Here is a 19074-nt window from a genome sequence, read left to right as displayed (position 1 = left end):
GCCGGCGGCGAAGGACAGCGGGGCGCCGTCGACGTCGCACTGCTCCAGGACGGGCGTCGCCGCCCCGTCGCCGCCGAACGCGGCCGGGCAGTCCAGTACCCGGCAGCGGCGCAGTCGCGGCGCGGCGCCGGCCGCCAGGTGCAGTGCGGGCAGCCTGGTCCCGACCAGCAGCCTGGTCCCGACCAGGTCGCAGGAGCTCAGCAGGCCGCCGGCGCCCTCGGCGAAGTACACGCCGTTGCGGCCGGTGCCGTCGATCCGCAGTCCGGTGATCACCGGGCGGGCGCCGGTCCAGACGACGACGCCCGAGCCGCTGCCGCCCTCCACCGAGCCGCCCTCCACCGTGGCCTCGGAGCCGGCGTCGAACAGGAGTCCGGCGGCGCCCGAGCCGGTGACCCGGTTGCCGGTCAGCACGGCGCGGCCGCCGGAGGAGACCTCCAGTCCGGCCCGGGAGGCTCCGACGACCGTGGTGCGGTCGATCCGGGAGCCGGCCGGGGAGGCGACGGCGACCCCGGTGTGCGCGGTGTCGATCCGGCAGCCGGTGACGGTGGCCCGGGCCTCGTCGGTGACGGCGACGCCGGTCAGGACGATCTCGCCGACCGTGCTGTCGGTGAGGCCCAGTACGGCCGAGCCCGCCACGTGGAAGCCGTGCTCGGCGCCCCGGCGCACCCGGCAGTCGGTGAACACGGCCTCGGCGCGGTCGGCGAGGTGGACCGCACTGAACCCGCAGTCCTCCAGCCGGCAGTCGGTGAGGCGGGCGCGTGCCGTGCCGGTGGCGAGCAGCCCGTTGGCGCCCGGGGCGGTGACCGTGCAGCCGTCGGCGGTCAACCGGGCGCCGTCCTGGAGCACCAGGGCGCTGGCGGCCGGGCGCAGCACCCGGGTGTCGGTCAGGTCGGCGTGGGACTCGCCGCCGAGGTGGAGGCCGGCGGTCCCGGGCGTCTCGATCCGGGTGGTGGTGACCAGGGCGTGGGCGGTGTCCTCCAGCAGCAGCCCGGCGCGGCCCGGGGAGGTCAGCCGAGATTCCGTCATCCGCAGCCGGGACCTCCCGCGCAGCCGGATCCCCGAGCCGGTGGTGGACTCCAGGCGCAGGCCGGTGACGTCCAGCCGGGCGGTGCCGGCGAGCACCGCGCCCACCCCGTCGACCTCGGCGACGGTGGTGGACTCGACCCGCACCCGGGCGCCGCCGGACAGCCGCAGGGCGGCGTGCCGGGCGCCGGTCAGCCGGCAGTCGCGCAGCAGCACGGCGGAGGTCCCCTCCTCGCCCTCGCGGAAGTCCCCCGGCTCGGCGCCCTCCGGCCCGCGGACCTCGATCCGGCCGCCGGTCACGGTGCAGTGGTCGAGCACGAGGTGACGGCCGGGTCCCCGGGGTCGGCGCCCTCCAGTTCGAGGCCCCGGAGCAGGCAGTCGGGGCCGAGCACGCGGAGCACCGGGGCGCCGCCCGGCGGGGCCGCGAGCACCACCGTCCCGGGGCCCTGCTCGGCGACCAGGACGACCCGGTGGGCCAGTTCGAGCGATTCCTGGTAACGGCCGGGCGTGACGACCACGGTGTCGCCGGGCTGCGCGGCCCGGAGGGCGTCGGCGACGAGACGGTGGGCGCCGCGGCCGCGCGGGCCGACGACATGGGTCCGGGTGGTCCGGTGGGGCATCAGGGCTGCTGTCCTTGCTTCGGTGCGGGGGCGGGCAGGGGGGCTCGGTACCAGGCGGGGTCGATGCTCGCCCGGTAGGCGTTGGTCAGCCAGAGCGAGGTGACCGTCTTCTCGAAGATCTTGAACGGGAGCTGGAGCCAGAACTCGGCGAAGCCCTGGCGGTGGAAGAAGCGGCTGCCGCCGCCGGCGATGACGGCGTTCTTGGCGAGCGCCGCGCTGCTCGCGGTGGTCAGACCGGCCAGGCCGGCGATGCCGCCGTCCAGGAAGGCGTCCATGCCGCTGAGCACATGGGTCTTGCCGTCGGCGCCGGTGACGCCCCAGACGGCGGCGTTCATGGCGCCGTTGACCCAGCCGACGACGCCGCCGAGCGCGGCGTTGTAGAAGAAGTCGTAGGTGCCGCCGCGCCAGCGGGTCGGGGTCTCGTTGCCCGCCCACTCGTTGGCCCAGTGCTTGTCGTGGTTGTTGGGGTGGCGCAGCTCGTGCTTGCCGCCGTCGACGTTGCCGAACACCGACTTGGGGCCGCCGACCGCGCTGCCGCGCAGCTCGTGCATGCCGGTGGAGACCAGGCTCTTGACCCCCGCCCCGACCGCCGCGTTGGCGAAGGACTTGAGCACGTCCTTGCCGGTGAAGGGCTTGTTGTTGGCGGCGGCGACGATGCCGTTGACGGCCAGGTTGGCGCCGAACTCCAGGACGAACTCCTGGCCGAACTCCAGCGCGACCTTCTTCGCCAGCACCTTCCAGTACGGCTGGTAGAGGGCCTCGCCGAGCGGCACCGCGCCGTTGCGCGCCGCCGGCAGCCCCGGGACACCGGCGAGGGCGTTCTGCATCCGCGGCACGCGCACCTCGACCGAGTCGCCCCAGGGCAGCCGGTTGGCCTCGCGGACCCGCCGGCCGAAGCCGCGGATCTCGGTGAGCGGGCCGCGGAAGTCGTACTCGTTGCCGGTGACCCACAGATTGCCGCCGGGCCCGGTCTCCCAGACCAGGCCGCTGTCGGTGCGCTGGGCGATGATCCGGTGGTTCTGGTCGTAGCGGCGCCACTGGCCGCGCCAGGCGTCCTTCTCCAGGAAGGTGCCGTCCCCGAGCGGCTTGCGCTCGCGGACCACCGCGCCGTGGTCGAACTCCTTCCAACTCCCCGCGGGGTGCGGGGCGTTGCCGCCTGGGACGTACTGGCGCACCCGCAGCGGCCCCTCGCCGAGCGCGAGGTGCGGGGGGACTTCGCGCAGGGTGAGGGCGGGGCCGCCGGCGGCCGGACGGAACTCGTCGCGGAAGTGCCGGGTGCCGGCCGTCCAGTTGTCCTGCCAGGCCCGGGTGTCGGCGTTCCACCAGCGGCGCACCTGCTGTCCGGCGCCGAAGTCGACGGCCGTGCCGTTCGCCTCGTACTTGGCGGTGTGCCAGCGCTGCCCGCCGCCGGGCGGGGCGGCGCCCCGCCAGGAGTCGACCCAGCGACCGCCGTCCAGCATGTTGCGCTCCCGGAGCAGGGCGCCGCCCGCGTCGAAGTCCCGGAAGGAGTCGTCCCAGGGCAGCCGGGGGTCGTCGGAGCCGCGGAAGGACTCGCGGCGGCCGGTGGTCCGGTTGCCCAGGTGGTCGGTGGCGGTCCAGGTCCACCGCCCGGAGTCCGGACGGCCGGTGCCGGTGACCTCGATCCGGTGGCCCTGGGCGTCCTGCCAGATGTCGTGGCTGCCGGTCAGGTTGCCGTGCGCGTCCCGCTGGACCCAGGCGTGGGTGCCCCGGCCCTGGACGTTGGCGGTCGCCGGATCCACCTGGGGCGGCACCCGGTACTCGCGGACCGAGCCGTCGGCGAAGCCCTCCCGGGCGACCTGCCAGTTGGCGCCGCCGTCCGGGCTGAACCGGTCCTGCCACAGCGGGTGGTCGCGGCCGGCCCCGGCGGGCGGGACCACCTCGACCCGGTAGCCGCGGCGACCGGGCTCCTCCCAGGGCAGGTGGGCCGGATCGGTGGGCGGGTGCGCGGGCGGGTTGGCGTGGTCGCCGACCTTGAGCGTGCTGCCGCCGTGCAGCTTCCCGGTGGAGCGGACGAAGCGGCCGTCGGCCCCGAGGTCGACGGCCGCGCCGTCCATGCCGACGTAGCGGACGCCGCCGCCCGGGTTGACGCCGCCCGCCTTGTCCCACAGGAAGACCTGGTAGCGGGTGTCGTCGGCGAGGTGCGCGGCGACGCCCTGCGGCCCGCCGGCACCCACCAGGTGCCTGCGCACCCACAGCGGCGGGCGCTGCTCGGACCAGCGGGTGGTGGTCAGGACCGCGTTGTCGGTGGCCAGGACCTCGCGCTTGCCGACCTCCTTGCCGTGCGGGGAGTGCCGCTCCCAGGTCTGCCGCACGCCGCCGCCCTGCCAGGTGTGCTCCAGGAACTGGCCGGCCTTACCGGGGCCGTGACCCATCCCCCACTGCTTCTGGACCAGGGTGCCGTCGGCCAGCCGGTCGGTCCAGCCGGCGTCCCGGTGCTGGGTGCGCGGGCCGTGCGCGAGTTCCTGGCCGGCGCCGTCGAAGCGGTGCCAGGTCCAGCTGCGGTCGGCGTTGCGGACGGCGAAGGTGTGGCCGGTGACCCCGCCGGTCTTCTGCAGCCCGTCCCGGTACTCGTGGACGGGGTTGCCGCGGTGGTCGAGGTCCCGCCAGCCGAAGCCGGAGGTGTCGTAGCGCCGGGTGCCGTGCCCGCCGAGGCCGCCGGCGGCGTCCCACTGCGTCCAGACCGTACGGCGGTCGAGGTCGCCGAACAACAGGGTGTCGGTGCGGCGGAAGGAGTCCAGCAGACCGCCGCCGGGCAGCACCCGGCGTTCGAACACCTCGACCGGCGTGTAGGTGGAGGAGAGCAGCCGGATCCGGTCGCCGCCGCCGACGGTCTCCACCCGGCCGTGGTGGAAGGCGCCGGTGCCGGCCGGCGGCGGGACGGCGGCCGCCGGGTGCGGCTGCCGGCTCCAGGTCGCGCCGGCCGCCGGGGTGTGGTCGACGACGTACTGGTGGTCGGTGCGCCGCCCGCCGTCGACGACGTTGAAGCCCTGGTGGGTGATCCGGCCGTCCCCCGGCGCGTGGGCGGTGTACTCGCCGTGCCGGGGGCCGTTCGGCCGGTCGACGGAGACCTGGAGGCCGCCGTCGGCGCGGACGGTGACGGTGCGTTCGGGCACCCGGACCCCGGCCGCGTCCTCCAGCCGGCCGGGGAGGGCGGCGCCGCCGGGGCCGGGCGGGGGCAGGACGGCGAAGGTGTGGTCCGGGTTGCCGTCCGGGCCGCGCAGCGCGGTACCGGTCTCCAGCCGGGCGCCGTCGGCGCCGTAGCGCGCGAAGCCGTTGTCGGCGGCGGCGTCGGTGACCTGGAAGCCGCCGGCCGGGCGGTCGGCGGCGGTCAGGTTCGGCACCGGGGTGCCGGTACCGTCCAGCACCCGGAGGGTGCGCGGGCCGCCGGGCGGGGTGTGCACGGCCACCCACTGGTCGAGCGCTCCGCCGCCGGGCGCGTGCAGGCGGGCGGCGTCGTCGGTGAGCCGCCCGGCGTCGTCGAAGACGCGGTAGGAGCCGCCGGGGGCGGTGACCCGGAGGCCGGCGTGACCACCCGCGTGGCGTCCGGCTGGAACGCGGCGTCCAGCCAGGCCGGCTGCCCGGCGGGCGCCGGTTGGCCGGGCGCGTGGCCGGGGACCGGGTGGCCGGGCGCGGGCACCGGGCGCTCCAAGTGGCCCACGACGGTGCCGTTGCCGTCGAGCAACTGCCGGCCGTCAGTCGTGAGCGTGCCGTCGGCGGCGAACCGCTCGTACGGCACGCCGCCGCCCGGGACGGCGGGCGCGCCCTCGACCCGGAACCCGCCGCCGGGGTGCGCCACCACGCGCTCGGGCAGCAGGGCGCCGGCCGCGTCGGTCAGCGCGTGCCCGCCTCCGCCCTGCGGGACGACGAACCGGCCGCCCCGCACCCCCGCGCCATCCCCGAGGGCCACGCCCCGCTCGGCGAACCCGCCCTGCGGCGTGTACCGGGTCGAGACTCCGGTGACCGGGTCGGTCACCCGCCACCCACCGCCCGTCAGCCCCTCCCCCGTCAGACCCGTCGGCGTACCCGCCGCATCCGTCACCCTCGGCGGATTCCCGTCGGCCAGGAAGTGCGTGCCACGGGCACCCGCCGCGTCGGCCAGCGACACCCCCGCCTCCACCTGCAGACCGTTCGCCCCGTACCGCACCGAACGCCCCGTCACCGGATCCGTCAACCGCACCCCACCATTCGCCAGATCCGTCACCGGCTGCGGCAGCACAGCGCCACCGGCGTCGGTGAGCGCGTGCCCGCCGCCACCCTGCGGAACGACGAAGCGGTTCCCGCGCAGCCCCGCGCCGTCCCCGAGGGCCAGGCCCTCGGCGCGGAAGGCTCCGCCGTTGTCGTACAGCGCCGAGCGGCCGGTGACCGGGTCGGTGACCCGCAGACCGGCTCCGCCGGGCAGCTCGGTGAGGGTGTGGCCGCCGCCGGACAGCGAGCGGGTGATCGTGCCGTTGTCGTGTCCGAGCAGCAGGACCGGGCCGAACGGCGTGCCGTCGCCGAGGAGCAGCGGGCGGCCCTCCTCGACCAGCCGGCCGGCGTGGTCGAAGCCCCGGTGGCCGCCGGTGGCCGGGTCTCGCAGGTCGAAGCCGCCACCCGGGCGCGGGGCGGCCTGGAGGGGGGTCACGCCGTCGGGGTCGTGCACCCGGTGGGTGGCCGCCCCCTGCGGGTCGAAGTCGGTGTGCACGTGGTAGCCGGCGGGGGCTCCGTCGAGGCCGGTGAGCGGCAGCTCCTCGGCGACCAGACGGCCGTTGCCGTCGTAGGAGTGGGTGGTGCCGAGCCGGGTGTCGTGCAGGTCGAAGCCACCGCCGGGACGGGGCGTCGGCTGCAGCATCGGGTCGGGCACGTCGTGGGCGTCGAGTACCCGGTGGACGGTGCCGTTCGGGGTGGTGGCGGACTCGATCCGCAGGCCGTTGGGGCCGGCGGTGCCCTGGTCGGCGAGGGCGAGCACGACCGGCTGCGGGGCCGGCGGCTGCGGCTGGGCGTGCTGCGGTTGGGCGTGCTGGGGCTGGACGTGCTGCGGTTGGCCGTGCTGGGGTGCCGGGTTGGGCGCGAGCTGGGGCTGCGGGTTGAGGTGCTGCGGCATCCCGCCGCCGTTCTCCGCGCCGCCGAGCAGCCGGGGGCGTTCGCGGAGGCTGTCCGCCGTGAGCGCGGCCAGGTCGCGGTCCATCCGGGCGGGGTCGATCCCGAGGCCGGTGACCCGCTCCAGGGCCGCGTCGACCTTGAGCGCCGCGGCGTCCACCGAGGCCTGGGCGTGGATCACCACGGGGCTGGGCCGGGAGCCGCTGCCGGGACGCGCCCGGAGGTCCGCCGACAGGCGCTCGGCCCGGCCGAGGTCGTGCCGGGCGAGGGTGAGGTCGGCCCAGGCGTCCAGCCGGGCACCGCGGCCGGGGTCGTCGGCCGCGCCGAACAGCCCGGCCACCCGGTCGCCCTGCTCGCGCCAGAGCCGGTCCAACTGGGCGCCGGTCAGCCGCTCGGGGCCGCCGTGCCCGCCGGCCGCGGGCACGGTCGGCAGGTCGTGCACCGTCGGCAGGTCGTGCACCGACGCGGCGGCCGGGTGCACCGGTGCGACCGGCGGCAGCGGCGTCGAACCGAGGACGGCGGGCGGCAACGGGGCAGGTGCCGCCGGGACCGGGCCCGCGAGTCCCTGGACCGTCCCGTGCCCGGGGCCGGGCTGGAGCAGGCCGAGCGCCTCGTCCACCCGGCCGAGGCCGCCGTGCGCCCCGGAACCGCCGTTCACCCCGAGGTCGGTGACGCCGCCGGCGCCGGGTGCGCCGCCGAGACCGGTCGGCAGGGTGACGGCGTGCACGTGCACCGGCGGCAGCGCCACCGCCGGGGCCGGGGTCACCCGCGGCGCCGCGAACTCCCCCAGGTGCAGGTTGACCTGGTTGGCCGCCAGGGCACGCGTGCTGTGGTCGCCGAGGTTCCCGCCCGCCGTGAAGACCGGCGCGTCGGCCCGGTTCAGCGGGGAGCCGGTGGCCAGCAGGTCCAGGGCGCCGTTCAGGTGCGCGCCGGGGCCGGCCGTCCCGAGCCCGGGCACGGTCACGGCGCCCGTGACCGTCGACGGCAGGGCCGTGCCGTGCACCGCCGCCGTCGGGAGCGTGCCGGCCGTCAGGTGCGGGACGGCCGCGGAGGGGGTGAGCAGGTCGGCCGTGTGGACGGCCGGGGTCGCCGGGGAGACAGTGTGCAGCGCGCCGGTGCCGAGGGCGGTCGGCGCACCGCCGGCCTGGTGGAGGCCGAGCGCCTGGGTCTGGAGGTTCGGGACGTGGGCGGTGGCGGGGCCGCCGGTGCTGAGGGTGTCGGCCAGGTGCACGGGGGCGGGGGTCGGTGCGCCGGCGGCGAGTCCGCCGATCCCGTGCAGGCCGCCGGGTGCGGCGCTGACGCCGAGTCCGGTCTCGACGTGCAGCCCGCCCGGGGTGACGACGGTGCCGCCGGTCCAGCTGCCGACCGGGTGCAGCTCGCGGATCGGGGTGTCCAGCAGCGCGTCCAGCCGGCGGACGGCGTCCGGGGCGAGCGAGAGGCGGTCGGCGAGGTCGTTGTGCAGGCGGAAGTCGGACGGCCGGGTGTAGGAGAGGCCGGAGCCGGACGTTTCCGGGTGCGGGATCTCCAGCCGGCGCGGCCCGGCCCAGTCGCCGACCCGCACCTTCGCCAGGTCGGTGCGGCTCAGGTCGACGAGGCCGTCGACCCGGTGCACCGGGGGCGGCACGGGGACGGCGGCCGCCGTCCGCCCGGCGGTGCCGAGCAGCGGTGCGCCGTACCGGAAGTTGCCGAGGACCCCGCGCTCCCAGAGGCCGATCCGCAGGGCGCCGCGCAGCCCGTACCGGCCGATCTCGGCCGCGTCGACGGGGAGCACCAGCCGCAGCCACTTGGTGCCGCCGAGCTGGGCGCGCGCGAAGTCCCAGGAGGCGGACCCGACCCGCCCGAGGTTGGCCGGCAGCCCGCGGACCAGGGCGGGCAGTCCCTTGACGCCGTTGACCACGGCGATCCCGCTCGCCCGGAAGGTGACCCCGGCGAAGTGCGGCAGCCGGGTGACCCCGTTCAGCACCCAGAGGCCGCCCGCCTTCACCCAGCCGCCGGTCATCCGGGCGAGGTCGGCGAGGCCCGGCAGGAAGGCGAAGGCGTGCGAGCCGCCTCCGGTGAAGACGCCGCGGAAGAAGCCGCCGACCGCCTGGGCGACGCCCTTGATCCCGGTCCAGGTGAACTTGGCCCCGGCGCTGATGAGTTTGAGCAGCGGCAGGCCCTTGGTGGTGGGGGCGATCATGCCGAGGCCGGACAGGAAGAGGTCCAGCGCGCTGGCCTTGCCCTGGGAGAAGTCGACCGCGGTCTTCACGAAGATCGCCAGATTGACGCCGATGGCGATCAGCGCGATCGGCCCGCCGAAGATCAGCGCGGGCAGGATCAGCGCGATCGCCAGCCACTGGAAGGCCTCCCAGAACAGGTCGCAGTCGGAGACCGGCTGCTTGATCCCGCGGGCGGCGCTGCTGAGGGCCGAGCCGGCGGTGCGGCCGGCCTCGTCCTGGGCGGTGCCGGCCCGGCGGGCGGTGCTCGCCAGTTCGGTGCGCCGGGTGTCGTCCTGGGCCAGTCCGCGGCCCTGGGAGAGCGCGTTGTCGGCGCGCCACTGCTGGTCGCGGACCACCCCGGCATAGGTGGTCAGGGCCCGCGCGGAGTTCTCGAAGCCGTCGGCCACCGACTGGACGAAGGCCCGCAGCGGCCCGCTGATCTTGTCCCGGAGGGCGTCCGCCGTCTGGCCCGTGAACGCGCCCTGGCCGGTCTTGTCGAGCACGGCGGCGAGCGCGTCGTCGATCTCCCGGGCGGTGCGGCCGAGGTCGGCCAGGGAGCGCTGCACCTCGTCGATCCGGTCCGGGTCCCCCGGCGTGGGGTCGGCGGACAGGCCGATCGCGTTCCAGTCGGTCGGACGCTGGGGCACCGTCGTCTCCTCCTCGTCCATGGGCACGGCCGGCCGCCGCGGCGCGCGGCACTTCTCGGGAGGACCACGTGCCGGGGTCCCCGGCGGTTCACGGCGGACGGCACCCGACGGCACCCGGTGTCCGGTGAACCGCGGGGGCCGCCGGCACGTGGTCGACCGGGAACACCGCGCGCCGATCCGACCGGAGGGAAATCCCGTGCCCGACTTCTCGATGGACTACGGCGTCCTGCACGAGGCCCGCAAGGACCTTCACAACCTGGCCGACCGGATCTCCCCGACCCTCCACGACAGCCTGTTCTCCCAGTACGGCTCGGGGAAGCTCGGCGACGCCCAGGCGGTGTTCGGCGATCCGAACGTCACCAACGGCTTCCGCAGCCTCTACCGGCTCTCCAAGGACCCGATGAACCGGGCCGTGGACCACCTCAAGCAGCTCGGCGACGTGTTCGGCGCGGTCGCCGACGGCTTCTTCGACGTGGACGCCCAGATCGCCGACGGCCTGGGCGTGATGGGCGCCAACATGGGGCTCGACCAGTGGCGCGACCGGCAGGCCGCCTGGGAGTACCGCAACGCCCACGCCGACCAGTGCCACCCCGGCGAGGACGGCACCGTGCCGGAGTTCTGCCGGGCCACCGACCCGGGCGCACCGCCCGTCGACCAGACCATCGACACCGCGAACGGCTCGGTGCACACCCACCTCACCCTGGACGCCGACCACAACGTGATCAAGGAGGAGACCACCGTCACCCACGACGGGCAGAGCTACACCTCCACCACCGCCTACTCCGACCACGGCCGCTCGTTCACCACCGACACCGTGTACGCGGACGGCACCAAGAACCACGCCGAGACCCACCTGCACGAGGACGGCAGCGGCGACATGACCGTCACCGACAACGACGGCACGGCCACCCAGTACCACCGCAACGGGCCCGGCCAGGAATGGCAGCAGACCGGCGGCGGAAGCTCCCAGGACGACTGAGGGCGCCGCCCGAACCGGCCGGGACCGACGACCTCCCCGGCCGGCCGACCCCCCTTCGAAAGGACCGCGACATGCCCAACATCTCCCTCGACTTCGAGAAGATCGAGACCACCTCGGGCCGGCTCGACTCGGCGGCCGAGAACATCGTGCCGATGCTCAACGACCTGAAGAACGACGTGAACAACCTGCTCGGCGACGGCATGGTGTTCCAGCAGTCCAGCCCCGCGATGCAGGAGGCGTACGACAAGTTCAACACCAGCCTGCTGGCCGCGATGGAGGGCATCAAGGGCTTCGCGAAGCAGTTCCGCCAGATCAAGGACCAGATGCACCAGATGGACCAGGACATGGCGAGCAGCCTGCGCGAGAGCAGCTGACGCCGGCACCGCACGGGCCGGGGTGCGCAGCTCCGTGCTGCGCACCCCGGCCCCGGCCCGCCCGGCCCCCGACTCGCTCGGTCTCCGGCCCGTCCGGCCCCCGACTCAGTCCTCGCTGCGCAGCACCGTCAGCGGCACCTGCACGGCCATCGCCTCGCCGCCCCGCCCGGTGGTCCAGCCGCGGCCCGCGACCGGGGTGGCCCGGATCAGGTGCACCGGCAGCCGGACTCCGATCATGTCGCCCTCCTGGAGGCTCTTCGGCCCCAGCAGCAGACCCCGCCGGGCCCGCTTGGCCGCACTGAGCCAACTGCCCATCGCCAGTTGGAGGGCGTCCGCCGACCCCGCGTAGACCAGGCCGAGGCCGCGGTCCCGGCCGAAGGCGGCAACCTCCTTGAGCACGCGGTCGCAGGCGGGCGCCGCCAGCAGGTCCGCGTCGTCGACCACCACCACGCGGGGACCGGTGAGTCCGTCCAGGGCGGCCTGCACGTCCTGTGCGGACGGGTCCGCGTCGGTCAGCACCCGGGCCCTGGCGTGCCGGGCCAGCGCCCGCAGCGGGGAGTGGCGCGGCGCGAGGACGACCAGCCCGGTGCCGCCGGCGAGCAGCGAGACAGCCAGTGAGGCGAGCGCCGTGCTGCGCCCGGATCCGGGCGGGCCGAGCACCGCGAAGGCCGCGGCGGCCCCGGCGAGGTCCACCCCGACCGGTCCGGCGTCGTCGCCGCCGAGGCCGAGCAGGCCCCACAGGGGGCGACGGGAGTCCTCCGGGACGGCCGCGTACGCCTCCGCGAAGTCCACCGAGCGGGGCAGCGCGGCGACCGGGAAGGGACGCAGTCCGGCCGGCACCGCGCCGTCCCGGCGGGTGCTCTCCGCACCGATCGCCGCCAGCGCCCTGGCCTGTTCCCGGCCGCCGGCGCCGGGGGCGAGCAGCGCGACCTGGGTCTCGGTGCCGCTGAGCGTGTGCCAGCCGCGGCCGGCCGGGATACCGGCCGGCACCTTGCTCGGCGAGAGTCCGACCAACTGGTAGTCGTTGCGGTCGCCCTGGCGCAGCAGCAGCTTGTGGTCGTTGTGCGCGGCGAGCCGGCCGCCCAGCAGTGACCGCTCGGAGGTGGCGACGACGTGGATGCCGGCCGCCGCCCCCTCCCGCAGCAGCCGGGTGACCAGGTCGGCGAGCCGGCCGTTGTCGTGGTCGTCCAGCAGCCCGGACAGCGCGTCCCAGCCGTCGATCAGCAGCAGGACGTGCGCGGGCCGCTCCGGCTTCGGCAGCGCGGCGCGCAGCTCGTTGAGCCCGGCCGCGTTCCGCTCGCTGCACAGTTCCTGACGTCGCGTCAGTTCGGCGGTGAGTCGGTGCAGCAGGCGTTCGAGCCGTTCCTGGTCGTGCCGGGAGACGACCGCCCCGCAGTGCGGCAGGGCGTTGAGGGCAGCCAGCCCGCCGCCCGCGGCGTCGATCCCGTACAGGTGGACGTCCGCGCAGGACGCCGTCCTGGCCACCGAGCCGGCCAGGGTGCGCAGGACCTGCGTGCGGCCGGAGCGGGGGGCGCCGATCACGTACAGGTGGCCGAAGGAGGCCAGGTCGACGGTGGCGACCCGGCGCTGCTGGAGCTGGGGGACGTCCTCCAACGCGTAGGGGACCACCGGGAGTTCCGCGTTCCCGGCGGGCGGCAGCAGCGCCGTCACCTCGTCCAGCAGCACCTCCTCGGGCAGGGCGGGCAGCCAGGGGCTGGGCTGCGGGGTGAAGTCGTCCAGGGCGGCGGCGGCCTCGCGGACGGCGGCGACCAGGGCCTGGAGGTCGGTCGGGACGGGTGCGGCGGGCGCGGCGGGGTCTCCCGCGACGAGCGGCAGGGCGAGCGCGCGGCCGAGGCCGGTCCAGGACAGTCCGGTGGCCCGCACCGGCCCGCGGGGCCGCTCGGCGGCGGCCGCGCCGGCCGCGTCGGGGCGGGCCGCACCGGCCCAGGCGCTCTGGAACGGCACCGTGGAGCGGTGCCCCAGCCGGACGAGGGCGCGCCCGGGCGCGGAGGCCGGGATGTGCACCGCCTCGGAGGTGTCGATGATGTCCTGACTCTCGGTGGAGTCGGTGACCCGCAGCGCGATCCGCAGATTGGTGTTGGCGCGGATGTCACTGGTGACTGCCCCCGAGGGCCGCTGGGTGGCGAGCACCAGGTGGATGCCGAGGGAGCGGCCGCGCTGGGCGATCCCGATCAGCCCCGGGACGAAGTCGGGGACCTCGCGGACCAGGGTGGCGAACTCGTCGATCACCAGCAGCAGCCGCGGCAGCGGGGGCAGCGCCGGGTCCGCGACCCGCTTGGACCGGTACTCGGGGTGGTCCTTGGCCACGACATCGGCCAGCAGCCTTTCGCGGCGCCGCAGTTCGGCACCGAGCGACTCCAGGGCGCGCTCCACCAGGTGGGCGTCCAGATCGGTCACCATACCGAGGTTGTGCGGGAGTTCGGCGCACTCGCGGAACGCCGAACCGCCCTTGTAGTCGACCAGGACGAAGGTGAGTTCGTCCGGGCGGTTGGCGGCGGCCAGCGAGGCCACGAAGGACTGGAGCAGCTCCGACTTGCCGGAGCCGGTGGTCCCGGCGACCAGGGCGTGCGGTCCGTCGCGGACCAGGTCGAGGGTGAGCGGGCCGTCGTAGCCCGTCCCGAGCAGGAAGGAGGTGGCCGCCGGGCGGCGGCGCCAGCGGGCCAGCAGGGCGGCGGGGTCCGGCGGTTCGAGCCGCAGCAGGTCCAGCAGCCGGACCAGCTGGGGCAGTCCGGCGTCGTGCTCGGGGCTGACGTCGCGGACCGGCGCGAGCGCCCTCGCCACCTGCTCGCACCAGTCGGCGTCGACCAGGTCGGCGCGCACCTCGGTGAGGTCGGGTGCGCCGGTGCGGCGGACGGTGAGGCGGTGCCCGGCGGCGAGGACGACGGTGCCGCACTCCTCGGGCAGCAGCCGCTCCTGGGCGTCGAGGCAGACGCTGAAGACCCGTACCCCGGGCCCCTCGGTGAGCACCTGCACCATGCCGGGCACGTCGCGCAGGTGCCGGGCCCCGTCGGCGATCACCAGGACGTCCGGTTCGTTGAACATCGCCTTGCCCATGGAGGAGCCGAGCACCCGCCGGCGGGCCTGGATCTGGGCGACCAGTTCCGAGATCCGGTTGGCGGTGGACTCCGGGTCGTTGCCGACGGCCACCACCGGCCCGGCCCCGCCGGATGCGGCCCCGCCTGGTCCGGCCCCGCCGCCGGGCGGGCGCAGGTGGGGCAGCCACCGCACCCAGGCCCAGCCGTCGGCGCGCGAGCGGTCGGAGAGGACGACGACGCGCAGGTCCCGCGGGCTGTGCAGGACGGCGGACTGGGCGACCAGCCAGCGGGCCAGCGCCTGGACGGCGGGCCCGGTGCCGGCCACCCCCACCACGCCGAACTCCGCGACCTCGATGCCGATCGGCACATCGGGGATGCTCCAGCGCACCAGGCGGTGGTTCTCGTCCCGCGCCGGGTCGTCGATCTCCTTGACCGACGGCTGGTCGACCGTGCCGATGCGCAGCACCAGGTGGTCGGGGTCGTGCCGGCGCCGCTCCCAGAGCCGGCCGCCGGGGCCGGTGGCGGTCAGCGCGACCGTCGCGGGGTCCGGCCCCGCCACTCCGCGCACCCGGCGCTCGCGGTCGGCGGCGGTCCGGATCTCCTGCTCCAGGACGCGGCGCCGGGCCTCGTAGCGGGCCACCGCCTCCTCGTGCTGCTTGCGGTTGCCGCGCCGCCCGACGATCCAGTTGGAGACGGCCATCAGCGGGCTGAAGAGGATGAAGACCAGGTAGAAGTACGACTGGAAGACCGCCACCATGACCATGCCCAGCACGACCGGGGCCAGCATCAGCAGCAGCGGGAAGGGCCGCCGGGAGGGGGCGGTCGGCGGCAGGGGCAGCCGCATCCGCTCGGCGTCCAGGTGCGGGACGATCCGCGGCGGGCGGTTGTAGTCGACGCCGAGGCCGTCGGCGGACGGCACCACGGCGGCGTCCGGCTCGACCGGCTCGACCAGGCGCAGCAAGGCGGCGCCGACGGTGAGGTCGGCGCCGACCGGCCAGGCGGTGCCGCCGTCGGCGCGGTCGGCGCGGTCGGCTCGGTGGGTGCGGTGGGTGCGGTCGGTGCGGTCGGTGCGGTCCGTGTGGACGTTGCGCTCCGTGGCGGGCGGGCTCGGCGTGCGGAGCGCGATCGCCTCGTCGCCGTCGTCCGGGGGTGGGGTGCCGCCCTCGGGGGCACCCGGGACGGAGCCCGCTCCGTCGCCGTCGTCGTCGTCGCCATAGCCGTAGCTGTCGCTGTCGCTGTCCGGGGAGCCCTCGGGGTCCTTCGACCGACCGGGGCCGACGGGTGCGCGGTGCCAGCCCGCCGAGCCGTCCGGGCCGACGGTCAGCCAGAGGCCGCCCGCGGGAGCGCCGGAGCCGCGGAGGCGGACCGTGCAGGACGGGTCGGTGCCGATCTCGTGGCTGCCGGGCCCGAGCCGCCAGATCCGCCCCGCCCCCGGACCGGAGACGAGGTGCAGCTCCAGTTGGACGGGGTCGCCCGGGCGCCGGTCCGGTGCGCTGCTCCGGACCCGGTCGGGCTCGTCGGCGGGAGCGCCGAGACCGAGCACGGCACCCTCCCGCACACCCGTCCCGGCGACCGCCGTCCCCGGGTCCAACCGCCGCGCCCCGAGGTGAAGTCCGCGCGGGGCGACGGCTCCCGTTCCGGCCAGGAAGGCTTCCACGTCGTCGCCGGGGGGACCGGGGTCCTGCCCGGGCCCGGCGGTCCCGACGGCCCCCGTGGTCGCGGCGGTCGGTGCCGTCGGCGACGGTGACGGTCAGCTTCACCGGGTGGTCTCCAGGGGGGGTCGGGCAGGCTGGGCTGGGGCGGGCGGGTCGTCGGCCGGGATGCCGGGGCGCGGCCCGGCCGCACGATCAGCCGACGGGCCGGGTCGCGGACAGGAGGGTGGTCTCGGAGGGACGCGCGGAGACACCGGCCGTGTACCCGGCCGGTCCTGGCCCGGGCTCGGGCTCGGGCTCGGCGAAGTCGTCCTCGACATCCGGCTCGGGCCCGGGCCCGGGCTCGGGCTCCGGTTCCGGTTCCGGGTTCGGCTTCGGGTTCGGCGGGGGCCAGGACTCCGCTTCCGGCGGGGGCCAGGATGCGGACTCCGCGTCCGGGAGGGGCTTCGGAACGCCGGACGCGGACGCGACGCCGGGCGCCGGCCACTCCGCCGCCCCGGGCTCGTCCGGCTCGACCGGCTCCTCCTCCGGCTCCGGTCCGTGCAGCAGCAGCCGCAGGACCGTCGGGTCCGGCACCACCGGGCCGACCCGGAACGACGACGGTTCCGAACCGGATCCGCTCCCCTCGTTCGGTTCCGGATACACCGGCCCGACCCGGAACGGCTGCGACACGAGCGCCACCGACGTTCCGGCGCCCGGCAGTTCGCCGCCCGGACCGGATTCCTCCGACGGGTCCGACGGGTCGGACGAGTCCTCGGACGGTTCCTCGGACGAATCCGGATCCGTCGTCACTCCCGTGACCGACACGGACCCTGCCGTCGACTCCTCGGGCTCCCCCAGGTCCGCCGACTCCGGTGCCTCCGACGGCTCCTCCGACTCCGACGACTCCGGCAGCTCCTCCGGTTCCACCGGCACACCGCCCGGCTCCACCAGGTCGGATTCGTCCAACTCGGCCGGTGCGAAGGCCGGGTAGGGCGGCAGGGCCCGAAGGATCCGGGCCGTGGCCCTGGCCAGTGCGACCGCCTCGACCCGCAGCGCCGTCCCGCGCAACCGGAGGCCGTCCCGGTCGACCGTCACCAGCCGGGCCGAGCCCCGCGCACCGCCGAGCACCAGCAACCGGGCACCCGTCGCGGGGCGGAACCCCGCGGGGGCGACCGGACAGACGGCGAAGGCCGGCTCTCCGTCCGCCGCGACCCGGTCGGCCGCGGCGAGCGCCTCGACCGGTGCCGGGCCCGCGTGGCGCGCGTGGACGCCGTCGGTGACCACCACGGCGCCCACCGGCAGCCGGACGTCCAACTGCGCCGCCACCGCCTGAAGTACGGCGTGGGCGAGCACCCGGTCGCCACCGAACTCGGTCACGGCAGGTCCGGTCGTGAGGTCGAGCAGCACCGCGGCGGGCCCGTCGGTGCCGACCAGCGCCAGCAACGGCGCCGGGCCGCCGTCCGCGGCCGTCGACCGCAGCTCGTCCCGGGCGCTCCACCAGAGCCGCGGGTCCGCCGCGTCCACCACCCACGGCTCGGGCGGGACCGGCGGCCGGCCCGGGCCGCAGGACACCAGTACACCGACGGTGTGCGCGCCGAGCAGTACGGCGTACGGACGCACCCCCGCCACCCGTCCGGCGCCGAGGACGGCCCGCTCGGCGTCCGCCCAGCCCGCGCGGTCGGCCAGCAGCCTCCGGACGGTGCGCAGTTGGCGTGCGTACCGATGCCGCGCCACGAACGGGGCGGCGAACGCACGTGCAGTAGCGGCGAGTTCGCGGCGCAAGCGACGCCGGAACAACCGCCAGCCACCCGCGCGACGGGCGGTGAGGTGGGCGAGGACGGCGAGCAGCACCAGCACCCCGCCGATGCCGATCAGCGTGGTGGTGCCGGGCATCGCCGGCAGGAGACCGGACGGCGGGAACGACGCGACGGCGGCCCCCGCGACCGGGAGGCCGCCCGGGGCACCGGCGGAGGCTTCGCCTACGGGAAGGACGACGGATCCGGCGGCGGCTTCGGTCACGGAACGGACGACGGCACCGGTCACGAGGCGACCACGCCCCGGTCGGAGAGGTGCCGGCGCAGCGACCGGACACCGTGGTGGGTACGCGACTTGAGGGTCCCGCCGGGTATCCCGAGGGCGCGGGCGACCTCCGCGCCGGGGCGCCCGAGGAGATGGACGTGCACCACGGCCTCCTGGTGGATGCGGTCGAGCGAGCGGAGCGCATCGACCAACACCAGCCGGTCGAGGATCCGGTCGGACGGGTCGGCGGCGTCCGCCGCCACGGGGGCCGGGAAGCCCTCGAACGTGATGCCGACCGGCACCGCGCGGTTCTTGCGCCACTCGTCGATCAGCAGGCGGCGGGCGACCGTGAACAGCCACAGCCGGATCGGCCGGCCGTCCCAGTCCAGCGCCTCGGCGGCCTGCCAGGCCCGTAACATCGCCTCCTGGACGATGTCCTCCGCCCGGTGCGGGTCGTTGCCGCTGAGCCCGCTGATGAAGCGGTGCAGGACTTCGCGTTCGGCCACCAGGAGTTCCGCCCACGGTGCGGTGGTCGGCCCCGACCGGGCCTGGTCGGCTGTGTGCGCCATGATGCCGCCTTGCTCTCCTCGCGAGACCGGTCCGGGCGGTGCCGCGTCCTCGGGCGGATCACGGGTCCACCCCCGGACGGCCGTCACCGTAGCGCCGCGGGGGAACGGGCGGCCGATGCTCCGGTGAACTCCGGACCACTGCGGCCTGTCGTGAGATGGACACGCCATGGATGTCGGGCGGCCGCCACGCGCACGACACCCCGGGTTCATGCCGCGGCCGGACGGCCGGAGGAACATCCCGAGCGCCCGCCCTCGCCCTGGAGGCACACGTGTCCGGACCGTCCGACCCGCCGTCAGCCGCCGTACCCGACCGGGTGTCCCCGCCCGTCCCGTCGCCCCGGCCGCACCGGGACGGCGGCACACCGGCACCGGGCCGGCACCCCGAGCCCGCACGCTTCTCCGACAGCTTCCTGCGCCACACCCCGAACCCGCCGCGCGGGCTCCTGCCGCAGGCCAGGGTCTGGACCACCACGGCCGCCGCGGCCGCACTGGTCGGCGCCGTCGCCCTCTGCTCCGCCCTGCTGCCCGCCGGGAACGGCGCCGCGCCCCACGCCGCACCGAACGCCGCCGCCCCCGCCGCCACGGTGACGACCGTCGCGCCCGGGGCCGCCGACCCGACCGAAGGCCCGCCGAGCCCCCCGCCCGCCCCGGAGCCCTCGGCCGCCGCGCCCGCCGAGCCGCTCCCGGCGACCGACCCGGCCGCGGCCCCCGCCGATCCGGTGGCGGCCGGCGCGGAGCCCGAACGGCCGGACACCACCGACCGGAACGGCACCGACCGGCCCGCCGCCCTCCCGCCGTCCGCCGTCCGACCGCAGACCCGCGCACCGGCGCAGGCCGGCTCGCCGGACCGACCGGCGG

The 19074-nt window shown here is 76.5% G+C and carries 9 protein-coding genes and 1 pseudogene; 3 read left to right on the top strand and 7 right to left on the bottom strand.

What is annotated here, in order from left to right; genetic code table 11:
- The 4 genes from VR45_RS25800 to VR45_RS25785 all read right to left on the bottom strand — a co-directional run.
- Positions 1-1341 (bottom strand): right-handed parallel beta-helix repeat-containing protein (locus tag VR45_RS25800; RefSeq protein WP_045942230.1); only part of this gene is annotated, 1341 nt, incomplete at its 3' end.
- The gene (locus tag VR45_RS25795) at positions 1320-1643 is read right to left on the bottom strand and encodes a hypothetical protein (protein ID WP_045942229.1); all 324 of its coding nucleotides are present in this window, start codon (positions 1641-1643) and stop codon (positions 1320-1322) included. The genes VR45_RS25800 and VR45_RS25795, both read right to left, overlap by 22 nt.
- Entirely contained in the window at positions 1643-5071 is a 3429-nt protein-coding gene (locus VR45_RS25790; RefSeq protein ID WP_045942228.1) for a hypothetical protein, read from the bottom strand. Before VR45_RS25790 ends, VR45_RS25795 begins: the two co-directional genes overlap by 1 nt.
- The gene (locus tag VR45_RS25785; protein WP_159394354.1) at positions 4993-9585 is read right to left on the bottom strand and encodes a putative T7SS-secreted protein; all 4593 of its coding nucleotides are present in this window, start codon (positions 9583-9585) and stop codon (positions 4993-4995) included. Before VR45_RS25785 ends, VR45_RS25790 begins: the two co-directional genes overlap by 79 nt.
- A 196-nt stretch (positions 9586-9781) precedes the next feature.
- Here VR45_RS25785 and VR45_RS25780 point away from each other — a divergent pair, with 196 nt between their 5' ends.
- Positions 9782-10564, top strand: a complete 783-nt coding sequence (locus tag VR45_RS25780; RefSeq protein ID WP_159394353.1) for a hypothetical protein — start codon at positions 9782-9784, stop codon at positions 10562-10564.
- A 71-nt stretch (positions 10565-10635) separates the two neighbouring features.
- Positions 10636-10938: a WXG100 family type VII secretion target gene (locus VR45_RS25775; RefSeq protein WP_045942225.1), complete on the top strand. Its 303-nt coding sequence runs from the start codon at positions 10636-10638 to the stop codon at positions 10936-10938.
- Between the two features lie 105 nt (positions 10939-11043).
- On the opposite strand, the gene VR45_RS25770 is transcribed toward VR45_RS25775, so the two are convergent.
- From VR45_RS25770 to VR45_RS25760, 3 genes are all read right to left on the bottom strand, one after another.
- Positions 11044-15537, bottom strand: a complete 4494-nt coding sequence (locus VR45_RS25770) for an FtsK/SpoIIIE domain-containing protein (RefSeq protein ID WP_234326158.1) — start codon at positions 15535-15537, stop codon at positions 11044-11046.
- Positions 15538-15841: 304 nt separating this feature from the next.
- Positions 15842-17521, bottom strand: a complete 1680-nt coding sequence (locus VR45_RS47990) for a hypothetical protein (protein ID WP_199925999.1) — start codon at positions 17519-17521, stop codon at positions 15842-15844.
- 146 nt (positions 17522-17667) lie between these two features.
- The gene (locus VR45_RS25760; protein WP_052709369.1) at positions 17668-18216 is read right to left on the bottom strand and encodes a sigma-70 family RNA polymerase sigma factor; all 549 of its coding nucleotides are present in this window, start codon (positions 18214-18216) and stop codon (positions 17668-17670) included.
- A 269-nt stretch (positions 18217-18485) separates the two neighbouring features.
- On the opposite strand from VR45_RS25760, the pseudogene VR45_RS25755 reads away from it, so the two are divergent.
- Positions 18486-19074: pseudogene (locus tag VR45_RS25755) on the top strand (hypothetical protein); the annotation flags it as partial.

It is taken from the genome of Streptomyces sp. NRRL S-495, from assembly GCF_000966955.1.
GTDB classification, from domain to species: Bacteria; Actinomycetota; Actinomycetes; order Streptomycetales; family Streptomycetaceae; genus Kitasatospora; species Kitasatospora purpeofusca.
The sequence above is the reverse complement of the archived record's forward strand: the minus strand, read 5'-3'. Positions and strand labels throughout refer to the sequence as shown.

What these genes read in the sequence shown, in the direction of transcription:
- VR45_RS25760 (WP_052709369.1), bottom strand. Translation starts at nt 18,216, where the DNA reads ATGGCGCACACAGCCGACCAGGCCCGGTCGGGGCCGACCACCGCACCG.
- VR45_RS25795 (WP_045942229.1), bottom strand. Translation starts at nt 1,643, where the DNA reads ATGCCCCACCGGACCACCCGGACCCATGTCGTCGGCCCGCGCGGCCGC.
- VR45_RS47990 (WP_199925999.1), bottom strand. Translation starts at nt 17,521, where the DNA reads ATGCCCGGCACCACCACGCTGATCGGCATCGGCGGGGTGCTGGTGCTG.
- VR45_RS25775 (WP_045942225.1), top strand. Translation starts at nt 10,636, where the DNA reads ATGCCCAACATCTCCCTCGACTTCGAGAAGATCGAGACCACCTCGGGC.